The sequence below is a fragment of the Synechococcus sp. H55.7 genome, assembly GCF_047462395.1.
Taxonomy (GTDB): Bacteria; Cyanobacteriota; Cyanobacteriia; order Thermostichales; family Thermostichaceae; genus Thermostichus.
The window spans coordinates 35,768-50,797 of record NZ_JANSJD010000005.1 but is presented as its reverse complement, the minus strand read 5'-3'; the positions used below and the strand labels follow the sequence as shown (position 1 = coordinate 50,797).

General features: G+C 61.7%; 12 protein-coding genes. 9 read left to right on the top strand and 3 right to left on the bottom strand.

The features are described from left to right. Positions 1–94: 94 nt before the first annotated feature. Both NW851_RS03570 and NW851_RS03565 read left to right on the top strand, forming a co-directional pair. Positions 95–1,447 carry a histidine phosphatase family protein gene (locus tag NW851_RS03570; protein WP_414332493.1) on the top strand — a complete coding sequence of 451 codons (1,353 nt, stop codon included), beginning with the start codon at positions 95–97 and terminating at the stop codon, positions 1,445–1,447. A 2-nt stretch (positions 1,448–1,449) separates the two neighbouring features. Then, the gene (locus NW851_RS03565; protein WP_414332491.1) at positions 1,450–2,802 is read left to right on the top strand and encodes a dihydroorotase; all 1,353 of its coding nucleotides are present in this window, start codon (positions 1,450–1,452) and stop codon (positions 2,800–2,802) included. Here NW851_RS03565 and ileS read toward each other — a convergent pair. Both ileS and NW851_RS03555 read right to left on the bottom strand, forming a co-directional pair. After that, positions 2,785–5,550: an isoleucine--tRNA ligase gene (ileS, locus tag NW851_RS03560; protein WP_414337120.1), complete on the bottom strand. Its 2,766-nt coding sequence runs from the start codon at positions 5,548–5,550 to the stop codon at positions 2,785–2,787. The two genes, NW851_RS03565 and ileS, sit on opposite strands and share 18 nt — an antisense overlap. A 526-nt stretch (positions 5,551–6,076) precedes the next feature. Next, a complete protein-coding gene (locus NW851_RS03555; protein WP_414332489.1) occupies positions 6,077–6,817 on the bottom strand; it encodes a hypothetical protein in 741 nt (246 codons plus the stop codon). Between the two features lie 272 nt (positions 6,818–7,089). On the opposite strand from NW851_RS03555, the gene NW851_RS03550 reads away from it, so the two are divergent. Both NW851_RS03550 and NW851_RS03545 read left to right on the top strand, forming a co-directional pair. Beyond that, positions 7,090–7,461, top strand: coding sequence for a rhodanese-like domain-containing protein (locus tag NW851_RS03550; protein ID WP_414332487.1), 372 nt, complete (start codon positions 7,090–7,092; stop codon positions 7,459–7,461). A gap of 356 nt (positions 7,462–7,817) precedes the next feature. Then, positions 7,818–9,611 (top strand): aminopeptidase P family protein, encoded by a 1,794-nt coding sequence (locus NW851_RS03545; RefSeq protein ID WP_414337074.1) that lies wholly within the window; start codon positions 7,818–7,820, stop codon positions 9,609–9,611. Here NW851_RS03545 and rlmN read toward each other — a convergent pair. After that, the gene (rlmN, locus tag NW851_RS03540; RefSeq protein ID WP_414332483.1) at positions 9,585–10,691 is read right to left on the bottom strand and encodes a 23S rRNA (adenine(2503)-C(2))-methyltransferase RlmN; all 1,107 of its coding nucleotides are present in this window, start codon (positions 10,689–10,691) and stop codon (positions 9,585–9,587) included. The two genes, NW851_RS03545 and rlmN, sit on opposite strands and share 27 nt — an antisense overlap. 241 nt (positions 10,692–10,932) lie before the next feature. On the opposite strand from rlmN, the gene NW851_RS03535 reads away from it, so the two are divergent. The 5 genes from NW851_RS03535 to NW851_RS03515 all read left to right on the top strand — a co-directional run bounded on the left by NW851_RS03535 (position 10,933) and on the right by NW851_RS03515 (position 15,026). Beyond that, the gene (locus NW851_RS03535) at positions 10,933–11,565 is read left to right on the top strand and encodes a chromophore lyase CpcT/CpeT (protein ID WP_414332481.1); all 633 of its coding nucleotides are present in this window, start codon (positions 10,933–10,935) and stop codon (positions 11,563–11,565) included. 203 nt (positions 11,566–11,768) lie between these two features. Then, positions 11,769–12,866: an L-threonylcarbamoyladenylate synthase gene (locus tag NW851_RS03530; RefSeq protein WP_414337073.1), complete on the top strand. Its 1,098-nt coding sequence runs from the start codon at positions 11,769–11,771 to the stop codon at positions 12,864–12,866. Further along, on the top strand, positions 12,836–13,375 hold the full coding sequence (gene purE, locus NW851_RS03525; protein ID WP_414332477.1) for a 5-(carboxyamino)imidazole ribonucleotide mutase: 540 nt from the start codon (positions 12,836–12,838) through the stop codon (positions 13,373–13,375). Before NW851_RS03530 ends, purE begins: the two co-directional genes overlap by 31 nt. Before the next feature lie 90 nt (positions 13,376–13,465). Continuing rightward, on the top strand, positions 13,466–14,224 hold the full coding sequence (locus NW851_RS03520; protein ID WP_414337072.1) for a hypothetical protein: 759 nt from the start codon (positions 13,466–13,468) through the stop codon (positions 14,222–14,224). Positions 14,225–14,351: 127 nt separating this feature from the next. Continuing rightward, positions 14,352–15,026, top strand: coding sequence for a DUF3318 domain-containing protein (locus NW851_RS03515; protein ID WP_414337071.1), 675 nt, complete (start codon positions 14,352–14,354; stop codon positions 15,024–15,026). Positions 15,027–15,030 lie beyond the last annotated feature (4 nt).

Genomic DNA, 15,030 nt, shown 5'->3' with positions numbered 1-15,030 from the left:
CCTCAGTCTGCAACCCAACCGGTAATTGGCCAAGGCAAGCACCGCCCAATGGAGATACTCTAGAAGGTGTTCATGAGTGGGTAAAGTGCAAGCGATGGCTCAGCCTGCCCTGCGCATCTTGATCGTGCGCCATGGTGAGAGCACCTTTAACCTGGAAAATCGCATTCAAGGCCGCTCCGATCTCTCTCGTCTGGCCCCCAGCGGAGCAGTACAGGCGCAGCGCGTCGCCGCAGCCCTGGCCGGGATCCCGTTGGATTACGCCTATTGCAGTCCCCTTTCTCGCGCCCTCGATACCGCTCGCATCATCCTGAAAGAGCGAGAAGGGATCCCTCTGCAGATTACCGAGCAACTGCGAGAGATCGACCTGACGGCTTGGGAAGGGCTGACCTTTGCCGAGGTGAAGGAGAAATACCCCGAAGACTACCATCTGTGGCGGCACCATCCCGACAGCCTGGAGCTGCAGGGGCGCTTTCCGGTGCGGGATCTCTGGCAGCAGGCGCGGGAGTTTTGGCAAATGCTGGCCGAGCACTTGCAATCTGCTGCCCGAGCAGAGTCCGCCCCAAGCCAGACCCTCAATATCCTCGTTGTGGGCCACAGCGGCATCAATCGCGCCTTGGTCAGCACCGCCATTGGCCTGGGGCCACACCACTATCACCGTCTGGGGCAGGATAACTGCGCCATCAGCGTGCTCAATTTCCCTGAGGGCCTGCAGGGGCCGCCGCAACTGGAATCTTTGAACATCACTGCTCACCTCGGCCCAGCTCTGCCCAAGCGCAAGCAGGGGATCCGCATCTTGCTGGTGCGGCATGGGGAAACCCAATGGAACCGGGAGCGCCGTTTTCAGGGGCAGCGGGACATTCCCCTCAATGCCACCGGGGAAGAACAGGCAGCCAAGGTGGCAGAATTTTTGGCCACTCAACCCCTGCAACTGGCCTTCTCCAGCCCCCTGAAGCGCCCCTGGGCCACAGCCGACGCCATCTGCAGCAACCACAGCAACCTGATCTTGCGCCCCATGCCCGACTTGCAGGAGATCTGCCACGGCGACTGGGAGGGCAAGCTGCAGAGCGAAGTGGAAGCCGAATACCCCGGCGCGCTGGAGCGCTGGCAGCGGGATCCCGCCAGTGTGCAAATGCCCAACGGGGAAAACCTTGACCAGGTGTGGGCGCGGACTCGCTCGGCCTGGCAGGAGCTTTTGGCCATCACCGCCGCCCAATTTCCCCAAGGCACAGCGGTAGTTGTTGCCCACGACGCCATCAACAAGGCCATCATCTGTCAGTTGTTCGACCTTTCCCCACAAGCCTTTTGGATCTTCAAGCAGGGGAACGGTGCCATTACGGTGATCGACTACCCAGAAGGTAAAGAAGGCGCCCCGGTTTTAAAGGTGTTGAACCTCACCACCCACCTGTCCGGCCAGATCCTGGACTGCACCACCGCCGGAGCTTTGTGAAGATGGGGCCCTCTCTGTTCCCCCCTGAGCTGCTGGGAAAAGACGTGCGCCTCCGAGCAGTGCGCCTGCTGGATCCCTTGCGCCAGCGGGAGGAAGTGACCGACGTGTGGTTGCAGGAAGGTCGCCTCCGGGCCAGCGAGCCGGCAGGGATCCCTGCCGAGATCCCCACCCTTGATGGCTCCGGTTGGGTTCTAGGGCCGGGTTTGCTGGATCTGTACGCCCACAGCGGCGAGATGGTTGGCAACGGTCTATCCCACAGCCGCGAGACCCTGGCCTCTTTGGCTACAGCGGCTTTGGCGGGAGGCTTCGCCCAGGTGGCGCTTCTGCCCGCCCCCCCGCCCGGAACCGGCTGGTTTCCGGTGCTGGATCGCCCAGAGCACCTGAACCGCTACCCCCGCCAACCTGGGGATCCCCGCTGGCTGCCCTTAGCTGCCCTGAGCGTGGGCGGCCAAGGAGAAACCCCGACCCCATGGGGAGAACTGGCGCAAGCAGGAGCGGTTGGCTTTGCGGAGGTTCAGCCGCTGCGCTCCTTGGCGCTGCTGCGGCGGGCTCTAGAATATCTGCGGCTGGAGAACAAGCCCCTGCTGCTTTGGGCCTGGGATCCCAGCTTGGCCGGGCAAGGCAGCCTCTACGAAGGGATCTGGGCGCTGCGCCTGGGGCTGAAAGGGATCCCTGCCAGTGCCGAAACAGCCGCTCTGGCCCGCCTGTTGGAGGTGATCAGAACTGTTCCTTCCCCCCCGCCGGTGCACATCATGCGCCTGAGCCAAGCCCGCAGCCTGGAGATGATCCAGCAAGCCCAAGCCGAAGGATTGCCGCTGACCGCCAGCACCTCCTGGATGCACCTGATCTTGTCCGAAGAAGCCGTCCGGGAGCACCGCTACGATCCCCACCTGCGTCTTTTGCCCCCCCTTCCCAGCGCCGCCGACCGCGCGGCTCTCGTCGCCGGGATCCGCTCCGGCAGCCTGGGGATCGCCACAGATCACCACCCCTACACCTATGAAGAGAAAACCCTGCCCTTTGCCGATGCTCCGCCAGGGGCGATGGGCCTGGAGCTGGCTCTGCCGCTGCTGTGGCAGCATCTGGTGGCAACCGGATCCCTGACCCCCCTGCAACTGTGGTCGGCCCTTAGCTTGTACCCGGCCCGCTGCCTCAACTTAGATCCGCCCACCCTCACCCCCCACAGCAACTGGGTGCTGTTTGATCCCGCCCACCCGTGGACGGTTTCTGCCGCCACCCTCCACTCCCGATCCCACGCCACTCCCTGGCTAGAGAAGCCCCTGCGCGGCAAGGTGTTGTACACGCATATCGAGCACGCTTGCAGCCAACCCACCCCGGCATTAAAACTCCCCAGCTAAGGCGGCTACACAGCGCTCGCACAGCTCTGGGTGTTCGGCAAACTCGCCCACGCGGGTGGAATAGTTCCAGCAGCGCACGCATTTTTTCCCGTCCGCCGGCTGAACGGCAACCTGCAGGTCTTCCTCTCCAGGGTCGGCCTTGACCAGCTCGACTTGGGAAGTGATGAACAAGTAGCGCAGCTCTGCCGCCCGCTCTTCCAAGAGGGAGTACAGATGGGGATCCGCCACCTTCAAGATCAGTTTGGCCTCGGTGGAAGCGCCGATGACCTTGTCGGTGCGGGCTTGCTCTAGGGCTTTGTTCACCTCCTGCCGCACCGCCCGCAGCTTTTCCCAGGTGGCCGCCAACTGGGGATCCCGCCAGTGCTCTGGCAGCTGCATCCAGCCCCCTTCAAACACCGAGCGGGTAGGTCTGGGGTAGGGCAGGTGGCTCCAGATCTCTTCTGCGAGGTGGGAGAGCACGGGGGCGATGGCCTTGGCCAAGTTCTCCAGCAACAGCGACAGCACCGTCTGGCATTGCCGCCGCCGCCGGCTGCGGGCATGGCTGATGTAGAGGCGATCCTTGCCGATATCCAAGTAGAAGTTGGAGAGATCCACCACGCAGAAGTTCTGAACCGCCTGGAAAAAGCGATAGAACTGGTAGCTTTCAAAAGATGCGGTGATTTCCTCTCCCACCTCCTGCAGGCGGTGCAAGATGTAGCGATCCAACTCCGTCAACGCTTCAAAAGGAACAGCATCCTGCGCTGGGTTGAAATCATAAAGGTTGCTCAGCAGAAAGCGGGCCGTGTTGCGGATCTTGCGGTATATGTCCGCCATCTGCCCAAGGATGGTCTTGCCTATCGGCACATCGCCGGAGTAGTCCACACTGGAGACCCACAGCCGCAGCACATCGGCGCCATAGGCGGGATCCGTCTGGGGGTTGCTGCCGCCGTTGATGAGCACCAGGGGATCGATGACGTTGCCCAGGGATTTGCTCATTTTTTGGCCCTTTTCGTCCAGCACAAAGCCGTGGGTGAGCACTGCTTTGTAGGGGGCACAGCCATTGACGGCCACGGAAGTCAGCAAGCTGGACTGGAACCAGCCCCGGTGCTGGTCGGAACCTTCCAGGTAGAGATCCACCGGGTAGCCCAGCCCCTGGGCCTTGGCCACCGCCGCCCAGGAGGAGCCGGAGTCAAACCAGACATCCATGGTGTCTGTGCCCTTGCGGTAGGTGCGGCCATTGCGGCGGTACTGCTCCGGCAACAGCTCTTCCACCGGCCGCTTCCACCAGGCGTCGGATCCCTCCTGGGCAAAGATGGCTTTGATGTGCTCGAGGGTCTCGGCCGTGAGCAGAACCTCGCCCGTCTCTTCGTCGTAGAAAACAGGGATGGGCACACCCCAAGCCCGCTGGCGGGAGATACACCAGTCGGAGCGCTCTTTGACCATGGCGGTGATGCGGTTTTCCCCTTCCGGCGGGATCCAGTTCACGGTTTTGATGGACTGTAGGGCCAGCTCTCGGAAGCCGGCTACAGACGCAAACCACTGCTCCGTGGCCCGGAAGATGGTCGGCTCCTTGGTGCGCCAGTCGTAGGGATATTTGTGGTTGTAGGGTTCTTCCTTGAGCAGGGCGCCGGCAGCCTGCAAGGCTTTGATCACGGCCAGGTTGCCGCTGGTCTCCGGCTTTTTGGAGAGCACATCCAGCCCGACAAACTGGGATCCGGCCTCGGCGGTGAATCTCCCCTGCTCGTCCACAGGGCTGAGGATGGGCAGGCCGTACTTTTGGCCGGTTTTGAAGTCGTCTTCCCCGTGGCCTGGCGCCGTGTGGACAATGCCGGTGCCGGACTCAGTGGTGACGTAGTCCCCCAAAACACAGAGACTGGCACGGTCAGAGAGGGGGTGGCGTCCCTGGCAGTATTCCAGGGCAGATCCCGGCAGCGTGGCCTTGACCTCTAAGGGGGTCTCCAGAACTTTCTCCAGCCGCTGCCGCAGATCGGCAGCAATCAACAGCAGGCCGAAGCGGGGAGACTCCACCACCGCATAGGTGAGCTTGGGGTTGAAACAGAGGGCCAGGTTGGCCGGGATCGTCCACGGGGTAGTGGTCCAGATGGCCACCCGCAAGCCCGGCAGAAAAGGCTCCAAAACCGGCTGCGCTGCCGGGCTGAGGCTTTGCAGAGGAAAAGCCACGTAGATGCTGGGGGAGACGTGGTTGTCGGGATATTCCAGCTCTGCTTCCGCCAGGGCCGTCTGCGAGCTGGGGCTCCAGTGGACGGGCTTGAGGCCGCGGTAGATGTAGCCTTTGAGGGCCATCTGGCCAAACACCTCGATCTGGGCTGCCTCGTACTCCGGCGAGAGGGTCAGGTAGGGCCGATCCCAGGATCCCCATACCCCCAGCCGCTGAAAGCTGGCCCGCTGCACGTTGACGTAGTGCAGGGCGTACTCTCTGGCCTTTTGCCGCAGTTGCAGGGGGGTGAGGCTTTCCCGCTCCTGGGGGGAGAGGCTTTGCAACACCTTTAGCTCAATGGGCAGGCCGTGGCAATCCCAGCCGGGCACATAGCGCACCTTGCGCCCCCGCAGAATGTGGTACTTGTTCACAATGTCTTTGAGAATCTTGTTGAGGGTGGTGCCCATGTGGATGTCGCCATTGGCATAGGGCGGCCCATCGTGCAACACAAAGGGATCCCCGGGATTGGTTTCCGACAGACGCTGATAGATCTGTTCTTCCTGCCAAAAGGCTTGGATGGCGGGCTCCCTCTTGGCGGCCTCCGCCCGCATGGGAAACTGAGTTTGCGGCAGGTTGAGGGTACTTTTGTAGTCCACGGCAATTTGAGCAGGCTAAAGGGCGTCCTTCTATCCTACGCTGTTGCTCTCTCCTCAGCGCTGCCTCCTGACTTCCCCCTTGTTGGAGCCCTCTTGGGGAGAAGGGATCCGGCCCGCCACCTTGGTAAAGATTTGTGCTAGCCTCAGGATGTTGTTGAGTAAGGGAGGTTCCTGCGGATGCCAGACAGTAGTAGTTGTAAGGGTCGTCAAGTTGGGTTCAGCCGGCTGTGCGCCGGGGCTGTTCTCTAACGGCCTGAACTCAGATCCTTAGCTTGCTGAGGAGTCTTCGCGTTCTGGCTCGCTTGGAGTTCCTCCCGGCAGTCAGGTTCCAGTTGAAGGCCCGCTAGGCCGCTCTCTCCCGGATCGCCTGTTATCTCCTAGGCGGTGGGAGAGAGCGGATAGTTTTTTGTAGGTTTTCGACGACCGCAAGGGCTTGGAGTCGATATGTCCTACAAGGCTCCCTTGAGAGACGTCGGCTCCCTCAGGGTTGAATGGTAAGACGCCGGCTCTCGACGACAAGGCCACTTTGGTTGACCAGCATCACTGAGATCCACTCAGCCCCTGCTTCTGGAGGGGCATCCGCCTGCAGGAAGAGCCCGCCCGCCTGCAGAGGTTCGAGGGCAAACGAGGTCAGATCCAGGTAGCTGGCCGCGGCCACGGGCCGCTCATCGACAGCGCCCAGCAGCAAGGACTGGGTGAGGGGTTCTGCCACAATGGCCTGCAGCGAGTAGGTGGATCCCGGCTTGACCACCTCCGGCAACTCGAAGGTGACGGTGGGAGGTGCTGAGCCGGAGGTGAGGGTGCTGGCCTCCCGCAGTACTTCTTGGTCTACGAGCAGCAGTTGTCCTGGATTGGCCGCATCCGGGCGGTAGCGGTTACGCACCAGGGCGGAAGCCTTTACCTGAAACTCCCCCCGCGCTGAAGCTTGGGATCCCTGCACTTGGCTGGCGATCTCGGCCACGATCTCAGGGCCCACCTGCCGCCAAGAGACAATTTCCGCCGAGTAGGTCAACTGGGGATGGGCCTCCCATAGCTTGCCAATGGCCTCTTCCACTCCCTGCCGATCCAGGCCGTCGCGGTGGCGGAAGTCGGGGCTGTAGCCGGCCATCACCCCCGGCAAGTCGCGGCGGTTGGCAGCGTCCATTTGCTCCTTCAGCCACTCCACCAGGGGAGCCGGTGCCGGGGCGGAGACCTGTTTTTGGAGCCCGCTTTCCAGAGGCATGGGGGCAGCCTGGGCCGGTGCCTTGCTTGGGAAAGGGATCCCCCAGCTCAAAGTCAGAGCAAGGAACCCAAGCAGTTGGGAAAGGGTGAATCGAGAGCTCAAACTGGGGGCCTCCGGCGGCAAATCTGCCCTTAGTTTAGCTTGCTGAGGATCGAGGTTTTGAGGTTTCCGAGTCCAGGTTGGCCATGGGGGGAGCGATTTTGAGGTTTGGCGTTGCCTCACTGGATTGGGCCTGGGTTTATCCTGGGAGCTGGGTTCTCTGCGAGGTGTGCATGGCGTCCCACCACTCCCCTGCTTTCCTGGCTTTGGTTAACGAGGCCAAAAGCCGCATCCAAGAGCTCACCGTTGAACAGGTGAGGCAAAAACAACTGCAAGGGGATCCCTTCTACTTGGTTGACGTGCGGGAAGAGTCGGAGTGGCAGGCCGGCCACATTGTCGGCGCCATTCACTTAAGCAAAGGCATCATCGAGCGGGATATCGAGAAGGTGATCCCAGACAAAGAAGCAGAAATTGTCCTCTATTGTGGTGGCGGCTTTCGCTCGGCGCTAGCAGCCGACAACCTGCAAAAGATGGGCTACCGCCGCGTGATCTCCATGGACGGCGGCATCCGCGCTTGGCGAGAGGCCGGCTTTCCCGAATCCTAGCCCTCACCCCCGACCCCTCTCCCTCAGGGACGACCCTCACCCCCAACCCCTCTCCCTCAGGGACGACCCTCACCCCCGACCCCTCTCCCTCCGGGAGAGGGGAGTTAGAGCGGTGCGTTCGCGACGGCGTTCAATAACGAGGTAGCCAGCCGTTTCGGTGCTGGTTGGGAGAAGCAGTGCGGCAAGGGTTGCACCCGATCGCTGAAAAACGCGGCGCGGAAGCCCTTGGCTCCTGCTTTGGAGTTGAGCAGCGGCCCCAGTAGCCGCTTCCTCTATGTCCCGTCTGCTTTCCCAGGGTAAAGAGAACTATATTGGTCTCTAGGGCCATCGGCCCAGATCTCCCTCTTGTCCTTGCCATGCTCCAAACCCTGCCCCGTTCGGAGATTGTCACCCGTTTGCAGCAGCTGCGCCAGCTTTTGCAGGAACAAAATCTAGATGGTTTTTGGGTGCCCTCGGCTGATGAGCACCTCAATGAGTATTTGCTGGAACATCGCAAGCGGCGGCAGTGGATTACAGGCTTTACCGGCTCGGTGGGGGATGCTCTGATCAGCCGGGACAGGGCCTGGCTGTGGGTGGATCCCCGCTACCACGAGCAGGCGGAGCGGGAAGTGGATCCCAACCTGTTTACCGTCATCAAAGGCGGCCTGCCGGATCAGCCCAGCCTGATGGAGATCGTAGAAGAGCTGGGATCCGGCTTTCGCCTAGGAGTGGATCCCTTCACGGTGTCAGTGGCCAGCTACCGGCAGTTGCAGACCCACGCCCAAGCCGGGGGGGTGCTGCTGATTCCAGTGGCGGAAAACCCCGTGGACAAGCTGGGATCCCGTCAGGCCCTTTCCGATCAGCCCATCTATCCTGTCCCTGTCCACCTCTGCGGGGCTACTGCCAGCGACAAGCTGGCCCAGGTGCGCCAGGAGATGCGCCGCAAGCGGGTGGGATTGTTGCCCCTAACCAAACTGGATCAGGTGGCTTGGCTGTTTAACCTGCGCGGCTCTGACATCCCCTACAACCCGGTATTCTGCGCCTACGCGCTGGTCGGCCTGGAGAGGGCTGCCCTGCTTACTGACCTGGAGCGCCTCACGCCCTCGGCTCGGCAAATGCTGGTGGAAGCCGAGGTCGAGCTCTGGCCTTACGAGGCTTACCCAGAACAGCTGCCCCAGTGGGCCAAGGGCTACGGGCCGGTGGGATTGGATCCCAAGCAAACCACTCAGGGCACGCAAGAGCTGCTGCAAGGGATCCCCTGTCGCGAGCTGGATCACCCCGTGGATCTCCTCAAGGCGGTAAAAAACCCCACCGAGCTGGAGCAGATGCGGCTGGCCAACCGCAAGGCCAGCCGGGCCAAGATCCGCACCCTGGCCTGGATTGACCGGCAAATTCAAGCGGGGATCCCCATCAGCGAAGCCGATGTGGCTGCTGTTATGGAGGCCCACTACCGCGAGGAAGGGGATTGGGTGGGCCTGAGCTTTAACACCATCGCCGGGGCCGGCGCCAACAGCTCCATTGTCCACTACGGCACCCCCGATCCCCAGAAGTTCTTGCAGCCAGGCGAGTTGTTTTTGTTGGATTCGGGATCCCACTACCTGGGGGGCACCACCGACGCTACCCGCACCATCTGGATTGGCTCGCAACCGGCGGATCCCCTGTGCCAGCGGCGCTATACCGAGGTGCTGAAAGCCCACATCCAGTGCGCCCGCCAGATCTTTCCCCCCGATACCTACGGCGTCTCCTTGGACGGCATTGCCCGCTCCAGCCTCTGGCAGGCAGGGCTGGACTACGGCCACGGCACCGGCCACGGCGTCGGCGCCTTCTTGAACGTCCACGAGGGGCCCAACGGGATCCACCGCCGCGCCAGCACCCCCTTCAAGGTGGGTATGATCACCAGCATCGAGCCGGGCTACTACCAGCCGGGCTGGGGTGGGATCCGCCTGGAGAATCTCTACGAGGTGATCCCCATCCCGGAGCCGGAGGGCTGGATGGGCTTTCGTTCCCTGACTTGGATCCCTTTTGATGGGCGCCTGATCGACTGGGATCTCTTAGACGAGGCGCAACGGGCTTGGCTTGATGAGTATCACCGGCAGGTCTATGCCATCCACCACGCCACCTTGTCAGAACAGGATGCCGCCTGGTTAAAGCGCGCCTGTGGACTCAGTTGATGTACTCGCGCAAGCGTTGCCCGGCAAATCCCGTGGCAAAGAGCGCAGAAAGGATCCCCGCAGTTGGCCGCAGGCGGCATTGCCATCCAAGCCACGGGTTTGGCGCACACTGGCCTGCACCTGGTGCTCTTCAAGCTGGCGGACAAACGCCTCGACTCGTGCGGGATGGGGGCGTTGATAGTCGGCTTCCGAGATGGGGTTGTAGGGGATCAAGTTCACGTGCAGTTGCACCCCTGACCGGCTGGCCTGCTGCAACAAGTGCGCCAGTTGGCGGGCATGAATGGGCAGATCGTTCACCCCAGACAGCAGGGTATATTCAAAGCTGACTCGCCGCCCGGTGCGCCGCATGTAGTCGCGGCAATCCTGGATCAGAGCCTCCAAAGGGTAGTGGGTTGCCGCAGGGATCAACCGCTGCCGCAGCTCTTGATTGGGGGCATGCAGGCTGACCGCCAGAGTAATTTGCAGATCCTGCTGCGCCAGCCAGGCAATTTGCCGAGGTACACCCACCGTCGAGAGGGTGATGTGCCGTTGGCCGATGCCGATATCTTGGTTTAGGCTGCGGATGGCTTGCACCACCGTATCGCGGTTGAGCAGCGGTTCCCCCATGCCCATAAAAACCACGTGGCTGACACGACGGCCAAAATCTTCCTGCACCGTCAGCACCTGATCCAAAATCTCGTGCAGCTCCAGGTTGCGCCGGTAGCCCATCTTGCCGGTGGCACAGAAATCGCAAGCCATGGGGCAGCCCACCTGAGAAGAGACACAGACCGTCAGACGCTTGGCCGTTGGGATCCCGACCGTTTCGATCAACTGCCCATCCGCCAGCCCCAGCAGAAACTTCACAGTGCCATCGCGGGCCTCTGTCCGTTGCACGATGCGCGAGCGCCCCACCGGGTAGTTTTGCACCGCCTCCCGCCAAGCTTTGGGAAACACCGTCACCTGTTCCAGGGAGCGGATCCCTTTTTGGTAGATCCAAGTGTGCAGTTGTTGCCCGCGATAGGCCGGCTGTCCTTGGGCAACTGCCCAGTCTTTCAGGGCAGATAAGGATTGCCCCAGCAGAGGAGTGGGTAGGGCCGACATCAGTCCATCTCAAACGAGCTCTCAAAAGGTGGTCTGGCTCCTCCACTCTAGCCTGTTCCCGTGACCCGACCCCCTTCCCACCAGCGCGTCGATGAGGTGGTTCCCTCTTGCCCAAAAGTACTAGAGTGTATTTCTGTAGAGCGTGTTGTAGAGGATCCGAAACAGTAAGGACTACGTCCCGCTGACGCGAAAGAGAGCCCTCGATCTGCATCTTTTGAACCCATTAAACCCATCTAAACCTATGTCCGTCTCCCCACAACTGGCTCGACTGGCCACCTGGATGGCAGGCCACTTCAATAACCTACAACAGGCGATCGCCGAGCCCGTCTGGTTCGCCAATATTCATGTGTACCAATGCCCCTTGCCTTGGTCGGTGTTGCAGGGGGTGGGGTTTTATGTGGAGCAACTGTACGATATTTACCCTGAACAGCCCTACCGGCAGCGGGTGATCCACCTCTTCGAGACCTCAGAAGGGATCCGGATTCAAAATTATGCGCTGACGGCTCCTGACTCCTACAAGTGTGCCGGTCGAGAGTTGCAGAAATTGGCCAGCCTGACAGCAGCCGAGTTGGAACTCTTGCCCGGCTGCATTACTCAGGTGGAATGGACGGGATCCTGCTATCGGGGCCGCAGCGTGCCCGGCAAAGGCTGTATTGTCGAACGCAAAGGCAGAACCACCTACCTGTACAGCGAATTTGAGATCGGGGCCGACTACTTTCACAGCTTAGACCAAGGGCGGGATCCCCAGACCGATCAAGTGATCTGGGGATCCCTGTCGGGGCCTTTTCGGTTTGTCAAAAAACAGGATTTTTCCGGGTACCTGCCGCAGTGGGCTGAGGAGCTGAACCATAAAGCTGTTGGAGCGACTGGTTGAGCGGCTGCAGGCGCTGAGGATCCCGTTCCCCCCGCCGGAGCTCTCGGCAAGAGCTGGTCTGGCTAACCCTGCGGCTACTGCCGGCTTCTTGGGCTCTGGAGCCATGGGGGCAGTGATGGCAGCTTTGGATCGGGCTCGTGTGAGCGTTGAAAGTAGCAACAAAATGGATCTGTCCTAGCCCTTGCCCCCAATCCAACTCATGGATGGAAACGGAAATTCTCTCTCCCACCTCTGAACACATTGCCGTAGCGGCTGCCGCCTTGCGACAGGGCCAGTTGGTGGCCATGCCCACGGAGACGGTCTATGGCTTGGCAGGCAATGGCTTGGATGAGCAGGCGGTGGCGAGTATTTTTGCCGCCAAGGAGCGCCCCCGCTTCGATCCCCTGATCCTACATCTACCGGCTGGGGTGACCCTAGAAGAATTGCAGGGATGGCTGGTGGATGTATCGGCTTTTACTCCCACCGCCCGCGCCCGGCTGGGATCCCTGATCGACACCTTTTGGCCGGGGCCTCTGACCCTGGTGCTGCCCAAGTGCCCCACTGTGCCGGATCTGGTGAGCAGTGGGTTGCCCACCGTTGCCCTGCGGGTGCCCGCTCACCCGGTGGCTCAAGCCTTGCTGCAGGCAGTACAAACCCCTCTGGCCGCTCCCAGTGCCAACCGCTTTGGTCGCATCAGCCCCACCTCAGCCCAAGCGGTTGCTGCAGAGCTGGGCGGGCGGATCCCCTACATCTTGGATGGGGGAGCGTGTGCCGTGGGCCTGGAATCCACCGTGCTTAAGCTCAGCCCGGAAGGGATCCCGACGCTGCTGCGCCCAGGGGGGATCCCGCTGGAAGCCCTGGAGGCCCACCTGGGCCTACCCATCCACTTGGCCCCGGAACAGGCCCCTGGAGTGCCGGAGGCGCCGGGACGGCTGAGCAGCCACTATGCCCCTGGCAAGCCCCTCTGGCTTTTGCCCACCGCCTTTGCCCAGCTTCAGCCCGGCGATTGGCAACAGATACAGCACCTGGCGACCGGTCATTCCCACCTGGGCATCCTCAGTTTTGCCGCGGATCCCCAGGCTTTGCTAAACCACCTCTCCCGCCACTGGCCAGGAGTTCTTTTCAGTGTGGAATGCTTGGGCTCGGATCCCAACACAGCCGCCCGCGCCCTCTTTGCCAGTTTGCGCCGTCTGGATGAAGGGGATGCCACGCTCCTGTTGGCAGAACCCCCACCCCTCTCGACGGGGTTGGGCTATGCGATGATGGATCGGCTACACCGGGCCAGCAGCCTATGGAACCCTCCCCTCTCGTGGCCATCCTAATGGGCAGCGACTCCGATCTGCCCACCCTTGCACCCGCCGCCCAGGTGTGCGAGGAGTTTGGGATCCCTTACCAGATGCAGATCCTCAGTGCCCACCGTACCCCGGAGGCGATGGTGGAGTTTGCCCGCCGCGCCCATACCCAAGGGATCCGCGTCATCATCGCCGGGGCAGGCGGGGCAGCCCATCTGCCGGGAATGGTGGCCTCCCTCACCCCCCTGCCGGTGATCGGGGTGCCGGTGCTCAGCCAACCTCTGCAGGGGATAGACTCGCTGTACTCAATTGTGCAAATGCCCAAAGGGATCCCGGTGGCCACGGTGGCCATTGGCAACGGCCACAATGCGGGTCTGTTGGCGGTGCAGATCTTGGCCAGTGGGGATGCCGACCTGCTGCGGCGGGTGATCGCTTACCGGGAAAGCCTCAAACAGACGGTACAGCAGAAAAATGCCCAGTTGCAAACCCAAGGGTGGAAAATCTATCTCGGTCGTCTCGGCGAAACGCAACCAGCATAATTTATTAGTTATTAGTAGTTAGAAAAAAGCGTCTACATCTTGCCACCTTACAGAAGGCCGGATGGGACAAAGTTTTGGGAGTAGCCAGCGGTGAAACATCAATCGGGTCGCCCCTCTACCGGCCAGGGATCCTGGCCAGAGTATCTGCAGCGGGTGGGGCGTGGGGCAATGGAGACGGGATCCCAAGTGGCGCTGTGGATCCTAGCGGGGCCGCAATGGCGGGTTTTGGCCCTGTCGGGCTTGGCCTTGGCGGGGCTGGCCTTTTGGAATGGGCGGCTGGCCCTCTCTCTGGGAGTGGGCACCTCGGTCATGTTGGGGCTCTACGGGGTGCGCAGCCCCGAGTTCAGCCGCCGCTGGCAGGAGTGGCAAGCCTGGTTGCGACAGGCGGATCGCTCGCTTTTGCTGGCGGTTGGCGCGGGGGCAGCCGCCACCTTCGGCACCTACACCCTCGTTTCCATCTGGGCGGAATCCAACCAGCGTTGGCTGGCCACCGGCGCTATTTTGCAGGGATTGGCCACGCTGGCGTTGTTATCGTTGCTGTTTGGGGAGTGGCTCAGCCGCCGACAAGAGCGGCAGCGTTCTCAACTGGAGCGCCATCTCAGCGACATTGCCTCTCCCGACGCCTTCAAACGGCTGGCAGGGGTTCGCCGCTTGCAGAGTTTAATGGGTCACCTGGAGCCCGAGCAAACCCGTCTGGCAGTGGATTATCTGCGGCTGGCCCTCGACCAAGAGACGGTAGCCGTTGTGCGGGAAGCCCTGCTGGAAGCCCTGCAAGGATGGGGGATCCTGCGCCGCCTCAACGATTTGACGGATCTCAAACACCCCAGCCGGGATCCCTCCTCAAACTAGGACGACAGCTGCCCCGGCCCTCCCGCCAAAAGGCTTCCCTTGGAGCTAGCCTGCAAGGAAGGCTAGGATCCCTTACTATGTATGAGTAATGATCTCCAACCGCTCCTCATAACCGCACCCTGCCAGCATGTACACCATTTCCGACTTTGACCGCCTGATCCAGTTTCTCCCGGTGGAGATCCGACCCGAGGTGCAGATCGAGATCGGCACCCCTGACCAATCTCGGGTTGTGCAGCCGCTCTGGCGCTTTCCCTGGCAAAAGTACACCCGCTTCGCCATCGACCTCAGCCGCTGGCAAAAGCTGAACCCTGACCAACAAAAGATTTATTTTCTACGGGAAGCGGTGATGGCCACCGAGCTGGCCTTGGGGGATAACTGGTCGGCCCTGTTGCTGTATCCCGCCTTGATCGGGGCCGGCAGCATGGGCATTTTGGTGGAGCTACAAATGGGGGATAACCTCGGCGTGGGCCTGGCAGCCGGCTTGGCGGCATCGGCGGTGTTTCTGCTGCGTAAAGCAGAGAAAGGCCAGAAGGCCCAGGTGGCAGCCGACGAGTTTGCCGTGCGCTATGCCTCCCAAAATGGCTACAGCCCCGAACAGGCGGCTGCCATTTTGCTGAGCGCGCTGCAGCAGGTGGCTATCCTGGAAGATCGCGTTAAGGATGACTACGACACCATCATGCGCCGCCGCAACCTGGAGTTTTTGGCGCAGCGGGGCCTGGGCTCCGGCACCTTGACCATCAATCCCAAGTACCGCAACAAGGGCCAAGGCCCCAACCCCTACCAAAATCCCTTTCAGCGCTGAGGGC